Source organism: Chryseobacterium sp. 22458 (genome assembly GCF_052044975.1).
Taxonomy (GTDB): domain Bacteria; phylum Bacteroidota; class Bacteroidia; order Flavobacteriales; family Weeksellaceae; genus Chryseobacterium.
This window is the reverse complement of the sequence record NZ_JBQEOA010000004.1, coordinates 184332-200572: the sequence shown is the minus strand read 5'-3', so window position 1 is coordinate 200572 and position 16241 is coordinate 184332. Positions and strand designations below refer to the sequence as shown.

General features: G+C 38.1%; 13 protein-coding genes. 10 read left to right on the top strand and 3 right to left on the bottom strand.

Features of this window, described 5'->3' with window-relative positions; translation table 11 throughout:
- Window positions 1–13 precede the first annotated feature (13 nt).
- Both ACTJJF_RS15275 and ACTJJF_RS15270 read left to right on the top strand, forming a co-directional pair.
- Complete coding sequence (locus ACTJJF_RS15275; protein ID WP_440700187.1) at window positions 14–907, top strand: WG repeat-containing protein; 894 nt, start codon at window positions 14–16, stop codon at window positions 905–907.
- Between the two features lie 35 nt (window positions 908–942).
- Window positions 943–2001: a nucleotidyltransferase domain-containing protein gene (locus ACTJJF_RS15270; RefSeq protein ID WP_440700186.1), complete on the top strand. Its 1059-nt coding sequence runs from the start codon at window positions 943–945 to the stop codon at window positions 1999–2001.
- Between the two features lie 89 nt (window positions 2002–2090).
- Here ACTJJF_RS15270 and ACTJJF_RS15265 read toward each other — a convergent pair whose 3' ends face one another.
- Complete coding sequence (locus ACTJJF_RS15265; RefSeq protein ID WP_440700185.1) at window positions 2091–2435, bottom strand: TfoX/Sxy family protein; 345 nt, start codon at window positions 2433–2435, stop codon at window positions 2091–2093.
- Window positions 2436–2602: 167 nt separating this feature from the next.
- Here ACTJJF_RS15265 and ACTJJF_RS15260 point away from each other — a divergent pair, with 167 nt between their 5' ends.
- The 6 genes from ACTJJF_RS15260 (at window position 2603) to ACTJJF_RS15235 (ending at window position 10543) form a co-directional block, all read left to right on the top strand.
- A complete protein-coding gene (locus ACTJJF_RS15260; RefSeq protein ID WP_440700184.1) occupies window positions 2603–3118 on the top strand; it encodes a DUF2975 domain-containing protein in 516 nt (171 codons plus the stop codon).
- Window position 3119: 1 nt separating this feature from the next.
- Entirely contained in the window at window positions 3120–3323 is a 204-nt protein-coding gene (locus tag ACTJJF_RS15255) for a helix-turn-helix domain-containing protein (RefSeq protein ID WP_045494476.1), read from the top strand.
- A 136-nt stretch (window positions 3324–3459) separates the two neighbouring features.
- On the top strand, window positions 3460–4332 hold the full coding sequence (locus tag ACTJJF_RS15250) for an ABC transporter ATP-binding protein (RefSeq protein WP_440700183.1): 873 nt from the start codon (window positions 3460–3462) through the stop codon (window positions 4330–4332).
- A 2-nt stretch (window positions 4333–4334) separates the two neighbouring features.
- Complete coding sequence (locus tag ACTJJF_RS15245; protein ID WP_440700182.1) at window positions 4335–7580, top strand: M1 family aminopeptidase; 3246 nt, start codon at window positions 4335–4337, stop codon at window positions 7578–7580.
- A gap of 101 nt (window positions 7581–7681) precedes the next feature.
- The gene (locus ACTJJF_RS15240) at window positions 7682–8122 is read left to right on the top strand and encodes a MarR family winged helix-turn-helix transcriptional regulator (protein ID WP_312297754.1); all 441 of its coding nucleotides are present in this window, start codon (window positions 7682–7684) and stop codon (window positions 8120–8122) included.
- 6 nt (window positions 8123–8128) lie between these two features.
- A complete protein-coding gene (locus ACTJJF_RS15235; RefSeq protein ID WP_440700181.1) occupies window positions 8129–10543 on the top strand; it encodes a TonB-dependent receptor domain-containing protein in 2415 nt (804 codons plus the stop codon).
- A gap of 143 nt (window positions 10544–10686) precedes the next feature.
- Here ACTJJF_RS15235 and ACTJJF_RS15230 read toward each other — a convergent pair whose 3' ends face one another.
- On the bottom strand, window positions 10687–12927 hold the full coding sequence (locus ACTJJF_RS15230; RefSeq protein ID WP_440700180.1) for a polyribonucleotide nucleotidyltransferase: 2241 nt from the start codon (window positions 12925–12927) through the stop codon (window positions 10687–10689).
- 435 nt (window positions 12928–13362) lie between these two features.
- Between ACTJJF_RS15230 and ACTJJF_RS15225 the strand changes: the two genes are divergently transcribed.
- Together ACTJJF_RS15225 and ACTJJF_RS15220 are read left to right on the top strand one after the other, a co-directional pair.
- Window positions 13363–14778 carry a sugar MFS transporter gene (locus ACTJJF_RS15225; protein WP_440700179.1) on the top strand — a complete coding sequence of 472 codons (1416 nt, stop codon included), beginning with the start codon at window positions 13363–13365 and terminating at the stop codon, window positions 14776–14778.
- A gap of 192 nt (window positions 14779–14970) precedes the next feature.
- The gene (locus ACTJJF_RS15220) at window positions 14971–15330 is read left to right on the top strand and encodes a DUF4260 domain-containing protein (RefSeq protein ID WP_440700178.1); all 360 of its coding nucleotides are present in this window, start codon (window positions 14971–14973) and stop codon (window positions 15328–15330) included.
- 128 nt (window positions 15331–15458) lie between these two features.
- Here ACTJJF_RS15220 and ACTJJF_RS15215 read toward each other — a convergent pair whose 3' ends face one another.
- Complete coding sequence (locus ACTJJF_RS15215) at window positions 15459–16229, bottom strand: hypothetical protein (RefSeq protein WP_440700177.1); 771 nt, start codon at window positions 16227–16229, stop codon at window positions 15459–15461.
- Window positions 16230–16241: the final 12 nt, after the last annotated feature.

Genomic DNA, 16241 nt, shown 5'->3' with positions numbered 1-16241 from the left:
TAAAAATAACGCCATGAAAAAAAAGCTGAAATTCAGACACCTGAATGAAGAATTTGCCATTGCCCATGACAGGGAAAATGAAAAATACGGACTTTACAACAAGAATACAAAGACCCTGGAGATTCCTCTGATCTACAATTATCTTGATGCTGATCTGGAAAAAAGCCAGCTGCTGACAGCAGAAAACGCTGATGGCTTCTATGGTTATCTGAATCTGAACAATGAAGTGATCATTCCTTTTCAATATGAATATGCCACCAATTTCCGTAACGGATTAGCCTATATCACCCGGTTTACAGATAAAAACGCTTATGAGGGTGTTATCAATGAGAAAGGAGATCTGATGCTTCCAATGGAATATGAAAAACTTTACATTCAGCATCCCTACAACTACGCCATTGTGCAGAAAAAAGGGAAATACGGAATCATTACACTGGATGAACAAGTAATCCTTCCTCTGGAAATGGACCATATTGAAACATTCGGCTATGATCAGCTATTTGAATGCACTCAAAATCAAAAAATTGGCATTTATGAGGTAAAATCCGGGAAATTTATCATTCCTATGGAACTGGATCGCATTGACGAAAGTTTTATCGTTGATACAAAACCCCGTTACGAATATTATATTTTTATAAAAAATGAACTTCAGGCTCTGGTAAAATATCAAAATGGGATCATTACTTTTCTTACCGATTATATTTATGACCATATCGATCACATCGGAATGTCTGAAAACAGGGTTATGGTGATGATGAATGGTCTTTGGGGAGCCACTGATGTGGATGGAAAACCAATCATTCCGTGTCAATATGACTGGATTCATCATATGGGAAATGGAAAAATAAAAGCAAAGAAAAACGGAAGGGAATATATAATGGATCTTAATGGAGCTGTGCTGGAGTAAATTTCACCTTATTTTGTACACCAATAATACAAATTATGACAATTCAAGACCTCAAAAATAAAAACCTCATCCTCTTTGAAGCGATCTCGGGAAGCAGAGCCTTCGGGCTGGCAACAGAAAACTCGGATACGGATATCCGGGGTGTATATTACCTGCCGAAAGAAGATTTCTTTGGGCTGAACTATATTCCGCAAATCTCTGACGAAACAAATGACATTACCTATTATGAAATCGGGAGATTTGTAGAGCTGTTGCAGAAGAATAATCCTAATATCCTGGAAATTCTGGCCAGCCCGGAACATTGTATCCTTCATAAAGATCCGGTGATGAACCTGCTTAAGCCTGAATATTTTCTGTCTAAACTCTGCAAAGATACTTTTGCCGGATATGCTGTTTCACAAATTAAAAAAGCAAAAGGACTCAATAAAAAGATTTTAAATCCCGTAGAAAAAGAGAGAAAATCAATTACTGATTTCTGTTTTATTCTTGAAGGTCAGGGTTCTGTTCCGTTGAAAAAATGGCTTTCAGCCCATGGAAAAGTGCAGGAAAAATGCGGATTGGTCAATATTGATCACACTAAGGGAATGTATGCATTATTTTATGATGAATCCGGAAGACTGGGATACAAAGGAATCATTCACCATGAAGAAGCCAACCAGGTTTCCTTATCATCCGTTCCGAAAGAAGAAAAGCCGGATGCCTATTTATTTTGCAATCTCGATGCCTATTCTGTTTACTGTAAAGAGTACAGGGAATACTGGAAATGGGTATCAGAGCGTAATGAAGACCGCTATAATGTCAATCAGAACCATGGCCAAAATTATGACAGCAAAAATATGATGCATACCATCCGGTTGCTGCAATCCTGCGAACAGATTTTTAAACATCAATCGTTGAATATTCAGGTTGATAATCGTGATGAACTCTTAGATATCAAAGCCGGAAATCAATCTTACGAAAACGTCATGCAGAAAGCTGAAAACCTGATTACGTCCATTGAATATTATCATTCCGTTTCAGATCTTCCCAACCACCCTGATTTTGAAAGAACAACGGAAATTTTAATAGCAATCAGGGAAAAATTGTATAAGTAAACAGAGAAGGGAGAAAACACCATTAAGCTTAGGTCTAAACCAAATAACTCAATTAAACTCTCCCACTCTATTACGATTGAACCCTAGCCTCATCGTTTTCCTGAAGCCTTCGCTATTTTATTGTACTCAAGGCAGATTTTCATCCAGTACCCGAAATCAGAGGGATTCCTATATCCTTCAGGTTCTACATAGCAATAGCCTTTAAGCTGCTTTCCTCTCATAATCATGGGAAGGAAACCGGTTTTTGCAGAAACCTCCTCTTCCAGTACGGGGTTATAACGGCACATCAGATTCTCATGACTGATATTGATACACATTTTCCCGTTCACCAGAAAGGCCAGTCCGCTGAACATTTTCTTCTCCTCAACTTCAATATGATCTACCGTTGAAAGCCATTCACGAACCCGGTCTGCGAGTTCAATACTATAAGCCATGATCCTGTGATTTTTTATAATTTAAAATTAAGAAAAACTACGATCAGTACAATATTTTCTAAGTATTTTTAAAGATCTGCCGGTTTTAAAAATAAAATTTTATTTAAATTAATTATTGTTTTACGATAATTAATTATACATTTGCAATATCAATTAATGATTATGACATGAACCAGACTCAAATTATTTCAAGAATACTGTTTTATATCTGCTCGCTTCTTTCGGCCGGATATTTAATGACTGTACTGTATTCCCTGTTTTGTCTTGCAACGGGCTATTCCATTACACCTTACAATGAAGGAAAGTACCTTCACATCAATCTTCCGTTTACAGAACAGCCGTTTCTGAATATCGAAAACAATTATCCGTATATGATTTTTTCGTTCCTGCTGGTACTGACCTCTTATGGAATCTTTTTCTGGCTTTCCGCTAAAGTTTTCAGGGTATTCTTCCAACAGAAGCTGTTTACTAAAGAAAATATAACGGAGCTTAAGAAATTTTACGTATTTAATATTTTCATCCCGCTTCCATTGGTGATCATTGCCAGTTTCTTTGTGGAAGTAGAAAGTATGGTATGGGGGCTGGTGTTTATTCACTTTATGCTTGGAATTTTCTGTCTGTTTCTTGCCAATATCTTCAAGCAAGGACTACATTTGCAAAACGAACAAGATCTATTTATATAAAATGCCGATTATCGTCAACTTAGATGTCATGCTTGCCAAACGAAAAATGCAGAGTAAAGAATTGGCAGAAAAACTGGGAATCACTCCCGTCAACCTTTCCATCTTAAAAACCGGGAAGGCCAAAGGTGTACGCTTCGATACCCTGGAAGCCATCTGCAAAATTCTGGAATGCCAGCCGGGGGATATACTGGAATATAAAGAGTAGCTTTTTAGACAGAGCCTGAGGGTTTGGGAGGGAGAGCAAAAAACTGATTCCTAAGCTCTGATTTACTTCTGATTTTTTTTAAATAATAATAGCAGCCGAAAGGCGGCCTGTCCTTCTATTGTCCAAACACAACACTATGAATACATTATCCATCAACAATCTAAGCCTTACATACAAAAATGGTTTTCAAGCGATTAAAGACATTTCTTTAGAAATAAAAAATGGAATGTTCGGTCTGCTGGGTCCTAACGGAGCCGGAAAATCGTCTCTGATGAAAACCATTGTGGGACTTCAGAAACCTACCTCCGGCACATTACTGTTCAACGGAGCTGACATTGTCGCAAATCCGGATTATATAAAAAAGCATCTGGGATTTCTGCCACAGGATTTCGGAGTATATCCTAAAGTTTCTGCCTATGACTTACTGGAACATATTGCAGTCCTGAAAGGAGTTACCGATAAAAACCAACGTAAAAACCAGATCCTGAACCTTCTTGAAAAAGTTAACCTCTCGGATTTCTCCAAAAAAGAAGTTCACACTTTTTCAGGAGGCATGAAACAACGTTTCGGAGTGGCTCAGGCTTTATTGGGTGATCCTAAAATCATCATCGTTGATGAACCTACTGCAGGTCTTGATCCTGAAGAGCGCAACCGTTTCAATAGTCTGCTGAACGATATCAGCCAGGAGGTCATAGTCATTCTTTCCACCCATTTGGTAGAAGATGTAAGGAACCTTTGCTCAGAAATGGCAGTAATGAACCAGGGACAGATCCTTAGAAAAGGAAATCCCGGAAAGCTCATCGCAGAACTGGATAACAGGATCTGGTCAAAGCCCATCGATAAAAATGAGCTGAAAAGCTATGAATCGGATTATGAGATCATCAGCAGACAGCTATTGGAAAGGACACTTCATATTACTATATTTTCTGAAGAGCAACCTAAAGACTTTATTCCCATAACTCCTCTACTGGAGCACGTTTATTTCCATACTCTAACGCAAAAACCTTAGTCATGAACACTATATTTTTATTTGAAGCCAGACGCATTTCCAAGCACTGGCCAAGCTATCTTATTGCACTGATCCTGGTGTTTATCGGCATTTTCTGTGGCAATCGGTTCAATCTTTCCGTTGGAGAAGGGATCTATTTAAATTCACCTTATACAACCGGTTATATGATGGGAATGCTGAGTCTCGCCGTTATTTTTTTTGCTACCATCTATGCCTTACAGCTGCTTTTTAAAGATCAGGACTCAAAATTTGATATGATCCTGTTTTCATTTCCCTTTTCAAAACGCACTTATCTGAAAGGGAAATTCAGCAGTTATTTTCTACAGACTTTTGTAAGTTTTGTTTTTTTAATAGCAGGTTTTATAATAGGTCAGCTTATGCGTACAGGAAGTGAAATACAGGATAGCTTCAGTATTTTTTATTATATGTACCCTTTACTGATCTTCGGAGTATTCAATACTTTACTGGTATGCAGTTTTTTGTTTCTACTTTCTTTAACGGTTAAGAAAAAACTCTTCGTGGTTGTAGGCGGGCTGTTTCTCTATATCTTTTATATGGTCGTTTTGCTGTTCTCCAATTCCCCTTTTATGGCCGGGAGCCTTCCTCAATCTCTGGAAGCACAGCAGATCTCTTCCCTGCTGGATCCCTTCGGACTCTCTGCCTATTTCCTTGAATCCCGAGATCTTACAGTGGAACAAAAAAACCAGCAGATCGTCCCGCTTACCGGTTATCTTCTGTACAACAGGATTCTTTTTCTGCTTATATCAGGAGGTTTTCTCCTGCTTACTGAAAAATTATTCTCTTTTTCAGATGTTTCCGGTAAAAAAACAGGAAAACCCATCATTAAAACATCTTCAACTCCGGATTATACCGGATCAGAATATTCTGTAACCATCACTGGTTTCGGGCAGGTTTCTTCTTACAGGTCGGTATTATCTTTTGCAAAAATCGATCTGATCTATCTGTTCAAAAGCATCACCCTTCCTGCTATTTCTATTATCCTGCTTTTCTGTATAGGAATGGAAATGTACGCTGAAATTGAAAAAGGTATCCGGCTTCCACAGAAATATGCCGGTTCAGGGCTTATGGCAGTGACTATTTCTGAGAATTTTCATTGGCTTGGTTTACTGATTTCAGCTTATTTTCTGAACGATCTGTACTGGAGATGCCGATCATCCGGATTTTCTCTGATCGAAAGCAGTACTTTTTTTTCTAAAAACAGATTAACCGGACATTTTATTTCTATCAGTATATTGCTTTTTTTCTTCACCGGTATTTTAATCGTTCAGGGGCTTATCTTTCAGGCCGCCTATCAGTATTTTCATATTGACTGGAATGCCTATCTTGGAGTTTTCCTCTTCAATACCTTTCCTTTGATTTTATTTTCCGGACTTATCCTTATCATTAATGACCGGATTCCTAATAAATTTATTGCACTGGGGGGCTCTGTTCTTGCTGTATTTACATTAGCTGGTCCTGTTGCAGGCAAAATCCTTTCTTATCCTCTTTTAAGAATATTTTCAGACTTTAAAGGCAGCTACAGTGATTTTAACGGATATGGAGTTTATCAAGTTATTTTTGCCCAAAGGCTTTTATTTGGGGCGGGAGTGATTGCTGTTCTGTGGATGCTGAATCAATTGACCAGAATAAAAAAATTACCTGTAATTCAGACGGTTTTCGTATTCATCCTTCTTTTTTCAGGAATATGGACCGGAATTTCATTTATAAAAGGATACATTCCTAAAAATGAAGACCAGGCAATTGGAAATGCTGCTCAATATGAAAAACGATTCAAAAAATATGAAAACCTTCCCCAACCTGACATAACGGATATCACTACCGATATCAAGCTGTACCCATCAGAAAATGCTTATCAGATTACAGGAAAATATATTCTTAAGAACCAGTCCGGCCAGCCCATCAGTAAAATCCTTATTAACTTTAATGAGGATCTGAAGATCGAATCAGCCGTTTTTAAATCAGGGCCCCAAATCATCAAAATCCATAAAAACACGGCAGAAATACTTTTACAACGGCCTATGCAGCCTGACGGTACAGCTTCTCTGGACTTCAGCCTGTCTTATCAGTGGTATGCAGTTAACGGACATCAGTCCTTCAATGCCATTATTGGGAACGGTTCTTTTATGAGAATCAGCAGATACTATCCTGGTATCGGCTATCAGAAGGATGATGAGATTCGGGATGAGCATATACGCAGTACATTTAATCTCGGAAAACCCACAAAACTGAAAAATCCGGAAGCTCCGGAAATAATCAAAAAAGACTTCATCAATCTGAAGATGACTGTTTCCACTGAGATGAACCAGACTGTTGCAGGCACCGGCGATCTTTTGAAGAAATGGACAGAAGCGGGACGAAGTTATTTTCAGTTCCAGGCAGAGAATATTCCTTTCCGTTTTGCGGTTTCTTCAGCAGAATACCAGACGAAAAGTATAAACTACAAAGGGATTACCATCAATATTCTATATCAGAAAAATCATTTTGAAAATGTGAAGCATCTCCTTCATAATGCAAAGCTTACCTTAGATTATTGCCGGCAGAATTTTGGTCCTTATCCTTTTAAGACCATTACCTTTGCTGAAATATCGTCCTTTACCAGAGGCTTTGCCGCCACTGCCTATCCATCTGCTATTTTTATGCCTGAGGATATGGTGTTTCACGCCAATATTCATGCAGACAGGAAGCAGGATGTGATCAACGAACTGGCAGGTCACGAACTTTCTCATCTCTGGTGGGGAAACAGCCAGATCAGTCCAGATGACAGAGAGGGATCAGTAATGCTCACAGAAACCCTGGCCATGTATACTGAAATGATGCTTTATAAAAAAATGCATGGCAAAAAGCAGATGATGGAAAGAATACAGGTACATCAGCAGATTTATGATAACGAAAAAGGATTGTCTGAAAACGTTCCGATCTACAGGGCAACGGGTGACGTTCCACATATCTCTTATTCAAAAGGAGCAGTTGCCATGGTAAAACTGAGTGATCTGATCGGTGAAGAGAAAGTAAATACAGCACTGAAGAATTTTCTCCGTAACAATTCTTATCCGAAAAAACCAGGCTCATTGGATCTCCTGAATGAGTTCTATAAAGTTTCTCCTGATCAGAAAACAAGAGAACAAATTGACAGATTATTCAAAACCACAGAAAATAAACCTTTAATTCATGATGTTCAAAAGAATTCTGTAGCCGTCCAGGCAAGCGTTCCTATCGACAGTTTTTAATTTTTCAGAAAAATATTTTCAGAGAATTGTAACAAAGTAAAAATGTATTCAACAAATTAGTTGACATATCAATAATTGATACATCATTTTAATCTGACAATATGGAAAAATTAAATTCAATTATATTCTACAACATAGACAAAGCGATCCGTTCTTATAGAAACTATGCACAACGTCAGCTGAAAGCTCATGGTTTTACCATCACGATTGATCAGTGGCTTATCATCAAAGCGATTCTGGAAAACCCGGGAATTCCCCAGAATGAGATTGGTGATCTTGTTTTCAAGGACAATGCTTCTGTGACCAGAATAATTGATTTAATGGTAAAGTCTGGGTACATCACCCGCCAAGTACATCCTGATGACCGCAGAAAAACAAATCTGGAAGTGACTGTTTCCGGAAAGGAAGTCATCCAAAAGGTTCAGGACCTTGTTGAAAAGAACCGGAAAACGGCTTTAAAGGGCATCACAAAAGGCGAGTTGGAAGTTATGTATTCTGCTTTACTGAAGATTTCAGAAAACTGTCTTAATTCTAAAAAGTAAAACGCTATGACCAGGATATTCACCCTCATTTTTATATGGCTGCTGCTCTTTTTCAGCAGTATGCTTTCTGCACAGACTCTGCAGAACTTCAGTCTCACAGGCAATATAAAGTCTGACAAAGCCGAGCAAATGGAAATCAACCTTCTTGATCCTGACAATAAACTGATCAAAACTGAAATTGCAGACTCTAACGGCAAATTTACGTTCAATGACCTGAAAGGAGGAAACTATCATCTTAAGATCAGCAGGAATGGTGCTGAAGTTTATCATTCAGAAACAATTTCACTGGCAGACAATACAACGCTTCCTTCTATTGATCTGAATGTAAAATCTATTGAAGGAGTAACGATCACCAAAACCAAACCTCTTATTGAGAGACAGGACGGCAAGATGATCATGAATGTTGAAAACAGTATTGCCAGCACGGGAAATTCAGCTTTTGAAGTACTGGAAAAAGCACCGGGAGTAAGTATTGACAACAATGATAATATCAGCCTCCGGGGGAAAGGAAATCTCCTGGTTCAGATCGATGGTAAAAATACTCCTATGACGGGGAGTGATCTGGCTAATTACCTGAAAGGAATGCCTTCTTCTACTATTGAAAAAATAGAATTTATCACCAATCCTTCATCAAAGTACGATGCAGCCGGATCAGCAATTATTAATATCAAGCTTAAAAAAGAGCAGCGAAGAGGTACCAACGGCAGCATTTCCACTTCTTTGGGTATGGGGAAATACGTGAAGAATAATAACAGTTTCAGTATTAACCACCGGAATAAAAAGATCAATATTTTCGGGAATTACAGCTTTGCTTACAGGGAGGCATATAACGGTCTGGTGCTGGACAGGAATTTTTATGATAATAATGTTTTCCAGAAAACCTATTTGCAGGACAATTATTTAAAATTCAAATTCAATAATCATATTGCCAAAGCAGGAATGGATTATTATATGAATGATAAAAATGTCCTGGGATTCTCTGTGGGCTTTATCACCAACAAATTCGGTCTTAACGGGGATAATTCCAACGTAACATTAGGCAGCAATCATCTTCCTGAAAGTACCTTCAATACTCTGAATATCTCCAATGATCAGGTGAGCAACGTATCTGTTAATGTAAACCATAAATACACCATCGATTCTTTAGGTTCGGAGATTTCTACGGATTTTGATTATATCAACTACTCCAATTCATCCCTGCAGAATTTTGAAACGAGAACTCATGATATTGCGAGCAATCAGGATTATCTTGATATTCAGAAAGGAGATATGAACGGGAAGATTAATATCTATTCATTAAAATCAGACCTTACCAAAAATTTCAGCAACGACTGGAAACTCGAAAGCGGGGTCAAGACCAGCTTTGTAAAAACCGATAATGACCTGAAATTCTTCAATGCCACTACGGGTATTCTTATTCCGGATCTGAATAAAACCAACCATTTTATTTATGAAGAAAACATCAATGCGATTTACGGGAATGTAGCAAAAAAGTGGGATAAATTTAAAGTGACCGCAGGCTTGAGACTTGAAAATACCAATATAAAAGGAACCCAGATTACCACCAATCAGATTAACAAAAGAAACTATACACAATTGTTTCCAAGTGCTGTTGTTTCCTATGATCTGACTGAAAAAAGCAATCTGGAAATCAATCTCAGCAGAAGGATTACAAGACCAAGCTATAATCAGTTAAATCCTTTTAAACTGTATCTTGATCCGACGACCATGAGATCGGGAAATCCGGATCTGAACCCACAGACTATTATGAACTATGAGCTAACCTACAGCCTGAGTAATAAATATTTTGCGACTTTAACTTACAGCAAAACTTCGGATAATATTACAGACATTTTAAAGCCTGTGGTAGAAGGCGGCCAGAATGTAACGGTACAGACCTTTGAAAACCTGAATTCTGCCTCTTATTTCGGACTGAACCTGATTGCTCCTGTAAAGGTTACAAAATGGTGGGATATGAACAACAGTGCCAATTTTTATTATGGCTCATACACCGGAAATGTTTCCGGAACCCAGATCAATAATAAAGGGAATTTCACCTTCAGTATCAACAGTATCAATTCCTTTAAGCTGGGAAATGGCTTCACAGCAGAAATTACAGGGAATTACAAGGCAAGGGAAATCTATGCCTACCTGAATGTGAGCCCTATCTGGTATCTGAATATCGGAGCACAGAAGAAATTCAAAAACAACAGTGTTCTGAAGTTCTCTTTTAATGATATTTTCTTTACGAGCAATATCAAAGGGCAAACTGTATACAATAACTATATAGAGAATTTTGCTGTAAAAAGGGATACCCGTGTAGCAACGTTATCTTATACTTATAATTTCGGGTCTTCTAAAAACGGACAGCCTAGAAAAACGGGAGGTGCTGAAGACCTGAAGCAGAGAGCGGGTAATTAATAACGATAGTCATTGCGAGCCGAAGGCGAAGCAGTCTTATAATTTCCAAAAGTGAGATTGCTGCAATACTATACATTTCACAATACCATAAAAGCAAAAACTCCCTCAAAATCGAGGGAGTTTTTTATATCTAAGAATGATTCTTATGCTTCAGAAGAAGGTTCCTGATTTTCTACAGGTCTCTCTGTTTGTGGTTTTTGTCCTTCCGGTCTTCTTTGTCCGTCTGGTTTACCTTGTCCTTCAGGTCTTGGTTTTCCTTCAGGTCTTGGAGGTCTTGGCAAAAGAACTTTACGGGAAAGTTTCATTTTCTTACGGTCATCATAACCCATAAATTTCACTTCTACTTCATCACCTTCAGCATAAGGAACTTTGTCTAAACGAGCCCATTCAATTTCTGAGATGTGAAGAAGACCTTCAGTTCCTTTAGCAATAGCAACAAAAGCTCCGAAATCCATCACTTTCACTACTTTACCTTTGTAAACTTCTCCTACAACCGGTACGAAAGTAATTTCATTGATCTTAGCAATAGCAGCATTGATCTTTTCTCTGTCTGTTCCTGCGATTTCGATACGTCCGATTTCTCCGATCTCTTCGATAGCGATAACCGTTTCAGTATCTTTCTGTAATTGCTGGATAATTTTTCCACCAGGTCCTATTACGGCACCAATGAAGTCTTTAGCGATCTCCATTACTACCATCTTCGGAGCGTGAGGTTTCACATCTGCTCTTGGTGTAGCAATTGTTTCAGTGATTTTATTCAGGATGTGTAATCTTCCGTCTTTAGCCTGCATCAAAGCTTTTTCCATGATATCCATAGAAAGCCCCTGGATTTTGATATCCATCTGACAAGCTGTGATACCGTCTGCAGTACCTGTTACTTTGAAGTCCATATCACCAAGGTGATCTTCATCTCCTAAGATATCAGAAAGTACGGTAAATTTACCTGACTTTGTATCAGTGATCAGTCCCATTGCAATACCTGAAACCGGTTTTGTAATCTGAACCCCGGCATCCATCAATGCTAATGTACCAGCACAAACTGTTGCCATTGAAGATGAACCGTTAGATTCAAGGATATCAGAAACGATTCTGATTGTGTATGGATTTTCTGCAGGAATAACTGCTGTTAAAGCTCTCTGAGCTAAGTTCCCGTGTCCTACTTCTCTTCTTGAAGTTCCTCTTAAAGGTCTTGCTTCACCTGTAGAGAACGGAGGGAAGTTATAATGTAGGAAGAACCTTTCGTCGTGTTGTGTAATTACACTGTCGATCATGTTGGCATCTTTCACAGAACCTAAAGTTACTGCTGTAAGAGACTGGGTCTCCCCTCTTGTAAAGATGGCAGAACCGTGAGCTCCCGGAAGGTAATCGATTTCTGACCAGATTGGACGGATCGTCTGAGGATCACGACCATCAAGACGGATATTGTCTTCAAGGATCATCTGACGCATAGCTTCTTTCTCTACGTCATGGTAATATACTTTAACGAAAGGAGTTACTCTTGCTAATTCTTCTTCGTTTTCAGCATATTGTGCCAAGAACTCTTCACGAATTGCTTTGAATTTATCTCCTCTTTCTTCTTTATTGGATGGAGTTTTTGCTACTTCATATACTTTGTCATAACACTCTTTCCATACTTTTTCACGAATTTCTTCATCGTGATCTTCGTGGCTGTATTCTCTTTTAGGGAAAGATTTTCCTACTTTCTCTGCTAATCTTTCCTGAGCTTCGATCTGTTTTTTAATCTCAGCGTGAGCAAAGTTGATGGCTTCAAGCATTTCCTGCTCAGAGATCTCCTTCATTTCTCCTTCTACCATTACGATGGAGTCTTTGGTAGCTCCCACCATAATGTCGATATCTGATTTTAATAAATTTTCGTAGCTTGGGTTTACTGATAATTGGCCGTCAATTCTTACGACTCTAGCTTCAGACATTGGCCCGTTGAAAGGGATATCTGTAATAGCAATTGCTGCAGAAGCTGCCAGACCTGCCAATGCTTCAGGCATTACTTCTTTATCATAAGAGATCAGTGAGATCATCACCTGCACTTCTGCGTGGAAATCTTCAGGGAAAAGCGGACGCAATACTCTGTCCACCAATCTCATTGTAAGAACTTCATCATCAGAAGGTTTAGCTTCTCTACGGAAAAAATTTCCAGGAATTCTTCCACCTGCATAAAACTTTTCTCTGTAATCTACCGTTAATGGTAAAAAGTCTACACCAGGATTTGCTTCTTTGTTGGCTACAACAGTTGCTAAAAGCATTGTTCCGCCACATTTCACCACTACAGATCCGTCAGCCTGCTTAGCCAGCTTTCCCGTTTCAATAGTGATTTCCCTGCCGTCTGCAAGGGTAATCGTTTCTGTAAACGCTTGAGGTATACTCATAAAATTTGCTTCTTTATACTCCGTATTGAGTATGATTAATATTTAAACTCTTTAAATTTTCGTTTGCAAAGGTACTAATAATAATGATATATTAAATTTTTTCAATTGCATAAATAGGTAGTCAAAATACAATTTTTTGGCTATCCGTTTTCTGAAAGTTTAAAAAATCAACACAGATAATCTGAACTTATTTCATTTTAAAAAAAATAAAATCATGATTTTTTGTGATATTACATTGGAAAATCCTGTTGTTTTTGTATTATTGTCTCAAAAAATGAAAATAATATTTTAATCCTATAAAAGTATACATCTCATTATAAAAAATATTCAAATTATTGCAAAACCATAGGCTGATCCCTATATTTGCCCTACTTCACCAAATACAATGCTGTAGGCAAAAAGTTAAGGCCCTTTCCTTAAGATAAATAAATGTTTATGATAAATAAAGAAGTACAACCTCAAAGCAGGAATTATACGGTTCCTTTGGTTACCATCACCCTGCTGTTTTTTATGTGGGGATTCATCACCTGTATGAATGATATCCTGATCCCTTATCTGAAACAACTTTTCAGTCTCACCTTCTTCGAATCCATGCTGGTACAGTTCTGTTTTTTCGGAGCTTACTTTATCGGATCGCTGATTTACTTCCTGGTCTCCATTTCCCAGGGTGATCCCATCAATAAAGTTGGATACAAAAAGGGGATCCTGTTTGGAATCGGTCTGGCAGCGCTGGGGTGTATCCTGTTTTATCCGGCAGCAACTTTCTCCTATTACCCACTCTTCCTCGGAGCTTTATTCATTCTTGGTTTAGGATTTACGGTTTTACAGATTACGGCGAATGCTTACGTTTCACTGCTTGGTTCAGAAGATTCTGCTTCCAGCCGTTTAAATATGACCCAGGCTTTCAATGCTTTCGGAACAACCATTGCACCGGTATTGGGAGGACACCTTATTTTTGAGCTGTTTTCCGAACCGGACGGAACGTTCAGTGCGGTAGCAACAAGAATTCCTTATTTGATCTTTGCAGCCATCCTTTTATTAGTGGGAATATTAATTTCAAGAGTAAAACTTCCTTCATTCCAGATGGAAACTGAAGAAACCGTACAAGGTTGGGGAGCTTTGAAATTCAGTCATTTAAAATTCGGGGTATTCACAATGTTTTGTTACGTGGGAGGTGAAGTGGCAGTAGGAAGTTTTATCATCAGTTTCCTTGAAGAAACAATGAAATTCAACGAAGCGATCAGTAAAAATTACCTTTCCTTATATTGGGGAGGTGCCATGATCGGGCGATTCTTGGGAGCTATTTCATTAAACCAATCGATCAGCCAGGCTAAAAAGGCTGTTTTTATGCTGGGTGCTGCAGCGTTGGTTTTCCTGGTGATTTTCAGCATTGTCAACCTTACATTTGATCAGATCAGCTTTTTCTTAGTATTCATAGTATTAAATTTTGCAGCATTTTTTGTAGGTAAAGCGGCTCCGGCCAGAACACTTTCCATTTTTGCAGCCATCAACGTTATTTTACTGATCTCAACAATGCTGAACCACGGCGAAATGGCCATGTACAGTGTTTTAGGAATCGGGATTTTCAACTCTATCATGTTTTCTAATATTTATACATTAGCGATTTCAGGATTAGGAAAATATACCAGCCAGGGATCTTCTTTGGTGGTAATGGCAATTTTGGGAGGGGCGATTGTTCCTATCTTCCAAGGGCTTCTGGCAGATCAATTTGGAGTACAGCATTCGTTTATCATTCCTGTATTCTGCTATCTTGTGATTCTGATCTTCGGCGCATACTGTACCAAATATCTTGGGCATGTAGAAAATACGGAAGCCAAATCCGGTCATTAAAATCTATCCATAAGTAATATAAAAGAAAGCGTTTTCAGTATGAGGACGCTTTCTTTATTTTGCCATGAATACACGGGTTTTTATTTATTTCCGCATTCGTGACGGAAGACTTCCTACTCAGCATATCACCGTTTCCCTGTAACTTTCCTCTGAAGAAGCCTACTTATCCTGTACATTACCAAAAATCCTCCTATGAAGATCCAGTTACAACTTGAATATGCAGCTTTTTTACTACTGGGAATTTTTGCATTTGCCCAAACAGGATATTCCTGGTGGTGGTTTGCAGCTTTATTCCTTGCTCCTGATCTCTCTATGCTTGGGTATACCATCAATACTAAAACAGGCGCATTTTGTTATAATCTCTTTCATCACTTTGGAGTAGCAATTGCCGTATACCTTGTTGGAACAACTTTATCCTTACCCTATTTGCAGATGGCTGGAGCAATTTTGTTTTCTCATTCTGCCTTTGACAGGATTTTAGGTTATGGACTGAAATATCCGGATAGTTTTCAGAATACGCATTTGGGGAAGATTGGGAAGAAGGTGGAATAATTGATGCTGCAGAGGGTTGACCACCCCGTCAAAAATTCTTTGAATTTTTGCCACCCCTCCGGAGGAATTTTGTACCTCCGGTTATAATCATTGTTGAAATATTTCATTTCCTGTTTTGTATATACTGCTTATCCCCACCAGTACTGATTCAGATAGAAATATTCATTCTGATATTCTATCACAAAACAATTATCATAGAAGGTTTTATAGGAAAAAATACGGGTGATCTCGTAGATAAAAAGGGAGTCAACCAAAGCAAAAAGAGTAGCTGAATAATTCTTGGAAATTACTTCATTATCATAGGTGTCATTTAATGATTTTTCAATAAAAGCTTTCAAAAGCGTTTTGTACTCTGTAATATTAAGTTCTTCCAGGCTGTCATTGATTTTAAGTTCAATTTCCGAGACTGCTTTTCCTTTATAGAATTCAAAATATTCGAAATAATTTCCACCAATAAATTTCCTTTCCATATAAGGGTTTACGGCCATCAGAAAACCTTCAATAAGGTTCATCTTATAAGTTTCGTTCAGAACTCTGTCTCTATAAGAATCCGGGATTTCATAATTATATTTTTCAAAAAACTTTACAAGTTTCCCTGCTACCCAAAGAGATTGTGTGCTAATGAATTGACCTGGCTGTAATGGTATTAATTCTATTAAGAACCGATTGATATAGAATTCCTTGCCAAAACCAAGATCATTTCTTGGTATCATATCTGACATATCATGGTCAGTAATTTCCACTTGGTTTTCATTCACTGTTATCTCATTCAGGTTTTCATTAAAAAGAGTATAGGTGTAATATCCCTGAAGGGTCATTTGCTTCATAACTACTTTATGCTCATCCTTAAAGAAATGTGAAAGGGCAGCCTGTTCTCTGTTTTTAAAACGTATTTTCATCTTATTTTTTTA

Bases quoted from the DNA above. Each gene is read 5' to 3' on its own strand.
- ACTJJF_RS15250 (WP_440700183.1), top strand. From the start codon at position 3,460: ATGAATACATTATCCATCAACAATCTAAGCCTTACATACAAAAATGGT.
- ACTJJF_RS15220 (WP_440700178.1), top strand. From the start codon at position 14,971: ATGAAGATCCAGTTACAACTTGAATATGCAGCTTTTTTACTACTGGGA.
- ACTJJF_RS15215 (WP_440700177.1), bottom strand. From the start codon at position 16,229: ATGAAAATACGTTTTAAAAACAGAGAACAGGCTGCCCTTTCACATTTC.
- ACTJJF_RS15270 (WP_440700186.1), top strand. From the start codon at position 943: ATGACAATTCAAGACCTCAAAAATAAAAACCTCATCCTCTTTGAAGCG.
- ACTJJF_RS15275 (WP_440700187.1), top strand. From the start codon at position 14: ATGAAAAAAAAGCTGAAATTCAGACACCTGAATGAAGAATTTGCCATT.
- ACTJJF_RS15245 (WP_440700182.1), top strand. From the start codon at position 4,335: ATGAACACTATATTTTTATTTGAAGCCAGACGCATTTCCAAGCACTGG.
- ACTJJF_RS15265 (WP_440700185.1), bottom strand. From the start codon at position 2,435: ATGGCTTATAGTATTGAACTCGCAGACCGGGTTCGTGAATGGCTTTCA.
- ACTJJF_RS15260 (WP_440700184.1), top strand. From the start codon at position 2,603: ATGAACCAGACTCAAATTATTTCAAGAATACTGTTTTATATCTGCTCG.
- ACTJJF_RS15255 (WP_045494476.1), top strand. From the start codon at position 3,120: ATGCCGATTATCGTCAACTTAGATGTCATGCTTGCCAAACGAAAAATG.
- ACTJJF_RS15235 (WP_440700181.1), top strand. From the start codon at position 8,129: ATGACCAGGATATTCACCCTCATTTTTATATGGCTGCTGCTCTTTTTC.
- ACTJJF_RS15230 (WP_440700180.1), bottom strand. From the start codon at position 12,927: ATGAGTATACCTCAAGCGTTTACAGAAACGATTACCCTTGCAGACGGC.
- ACTJJF_RS15240 (WP_312297754.1), top strand. From the start codon at position 7,682: ATGGAAAAATTAAATTCAATTATATTCTACAACATAGACAAAGCGATC.
- ACTJJF_RS15225 (WP_440700179.1), top strand. From the start codon at position 13,363: ATGATAAATAAAGAAGTACAACCTCAAAGCAGGAATTATACGGTTCCT.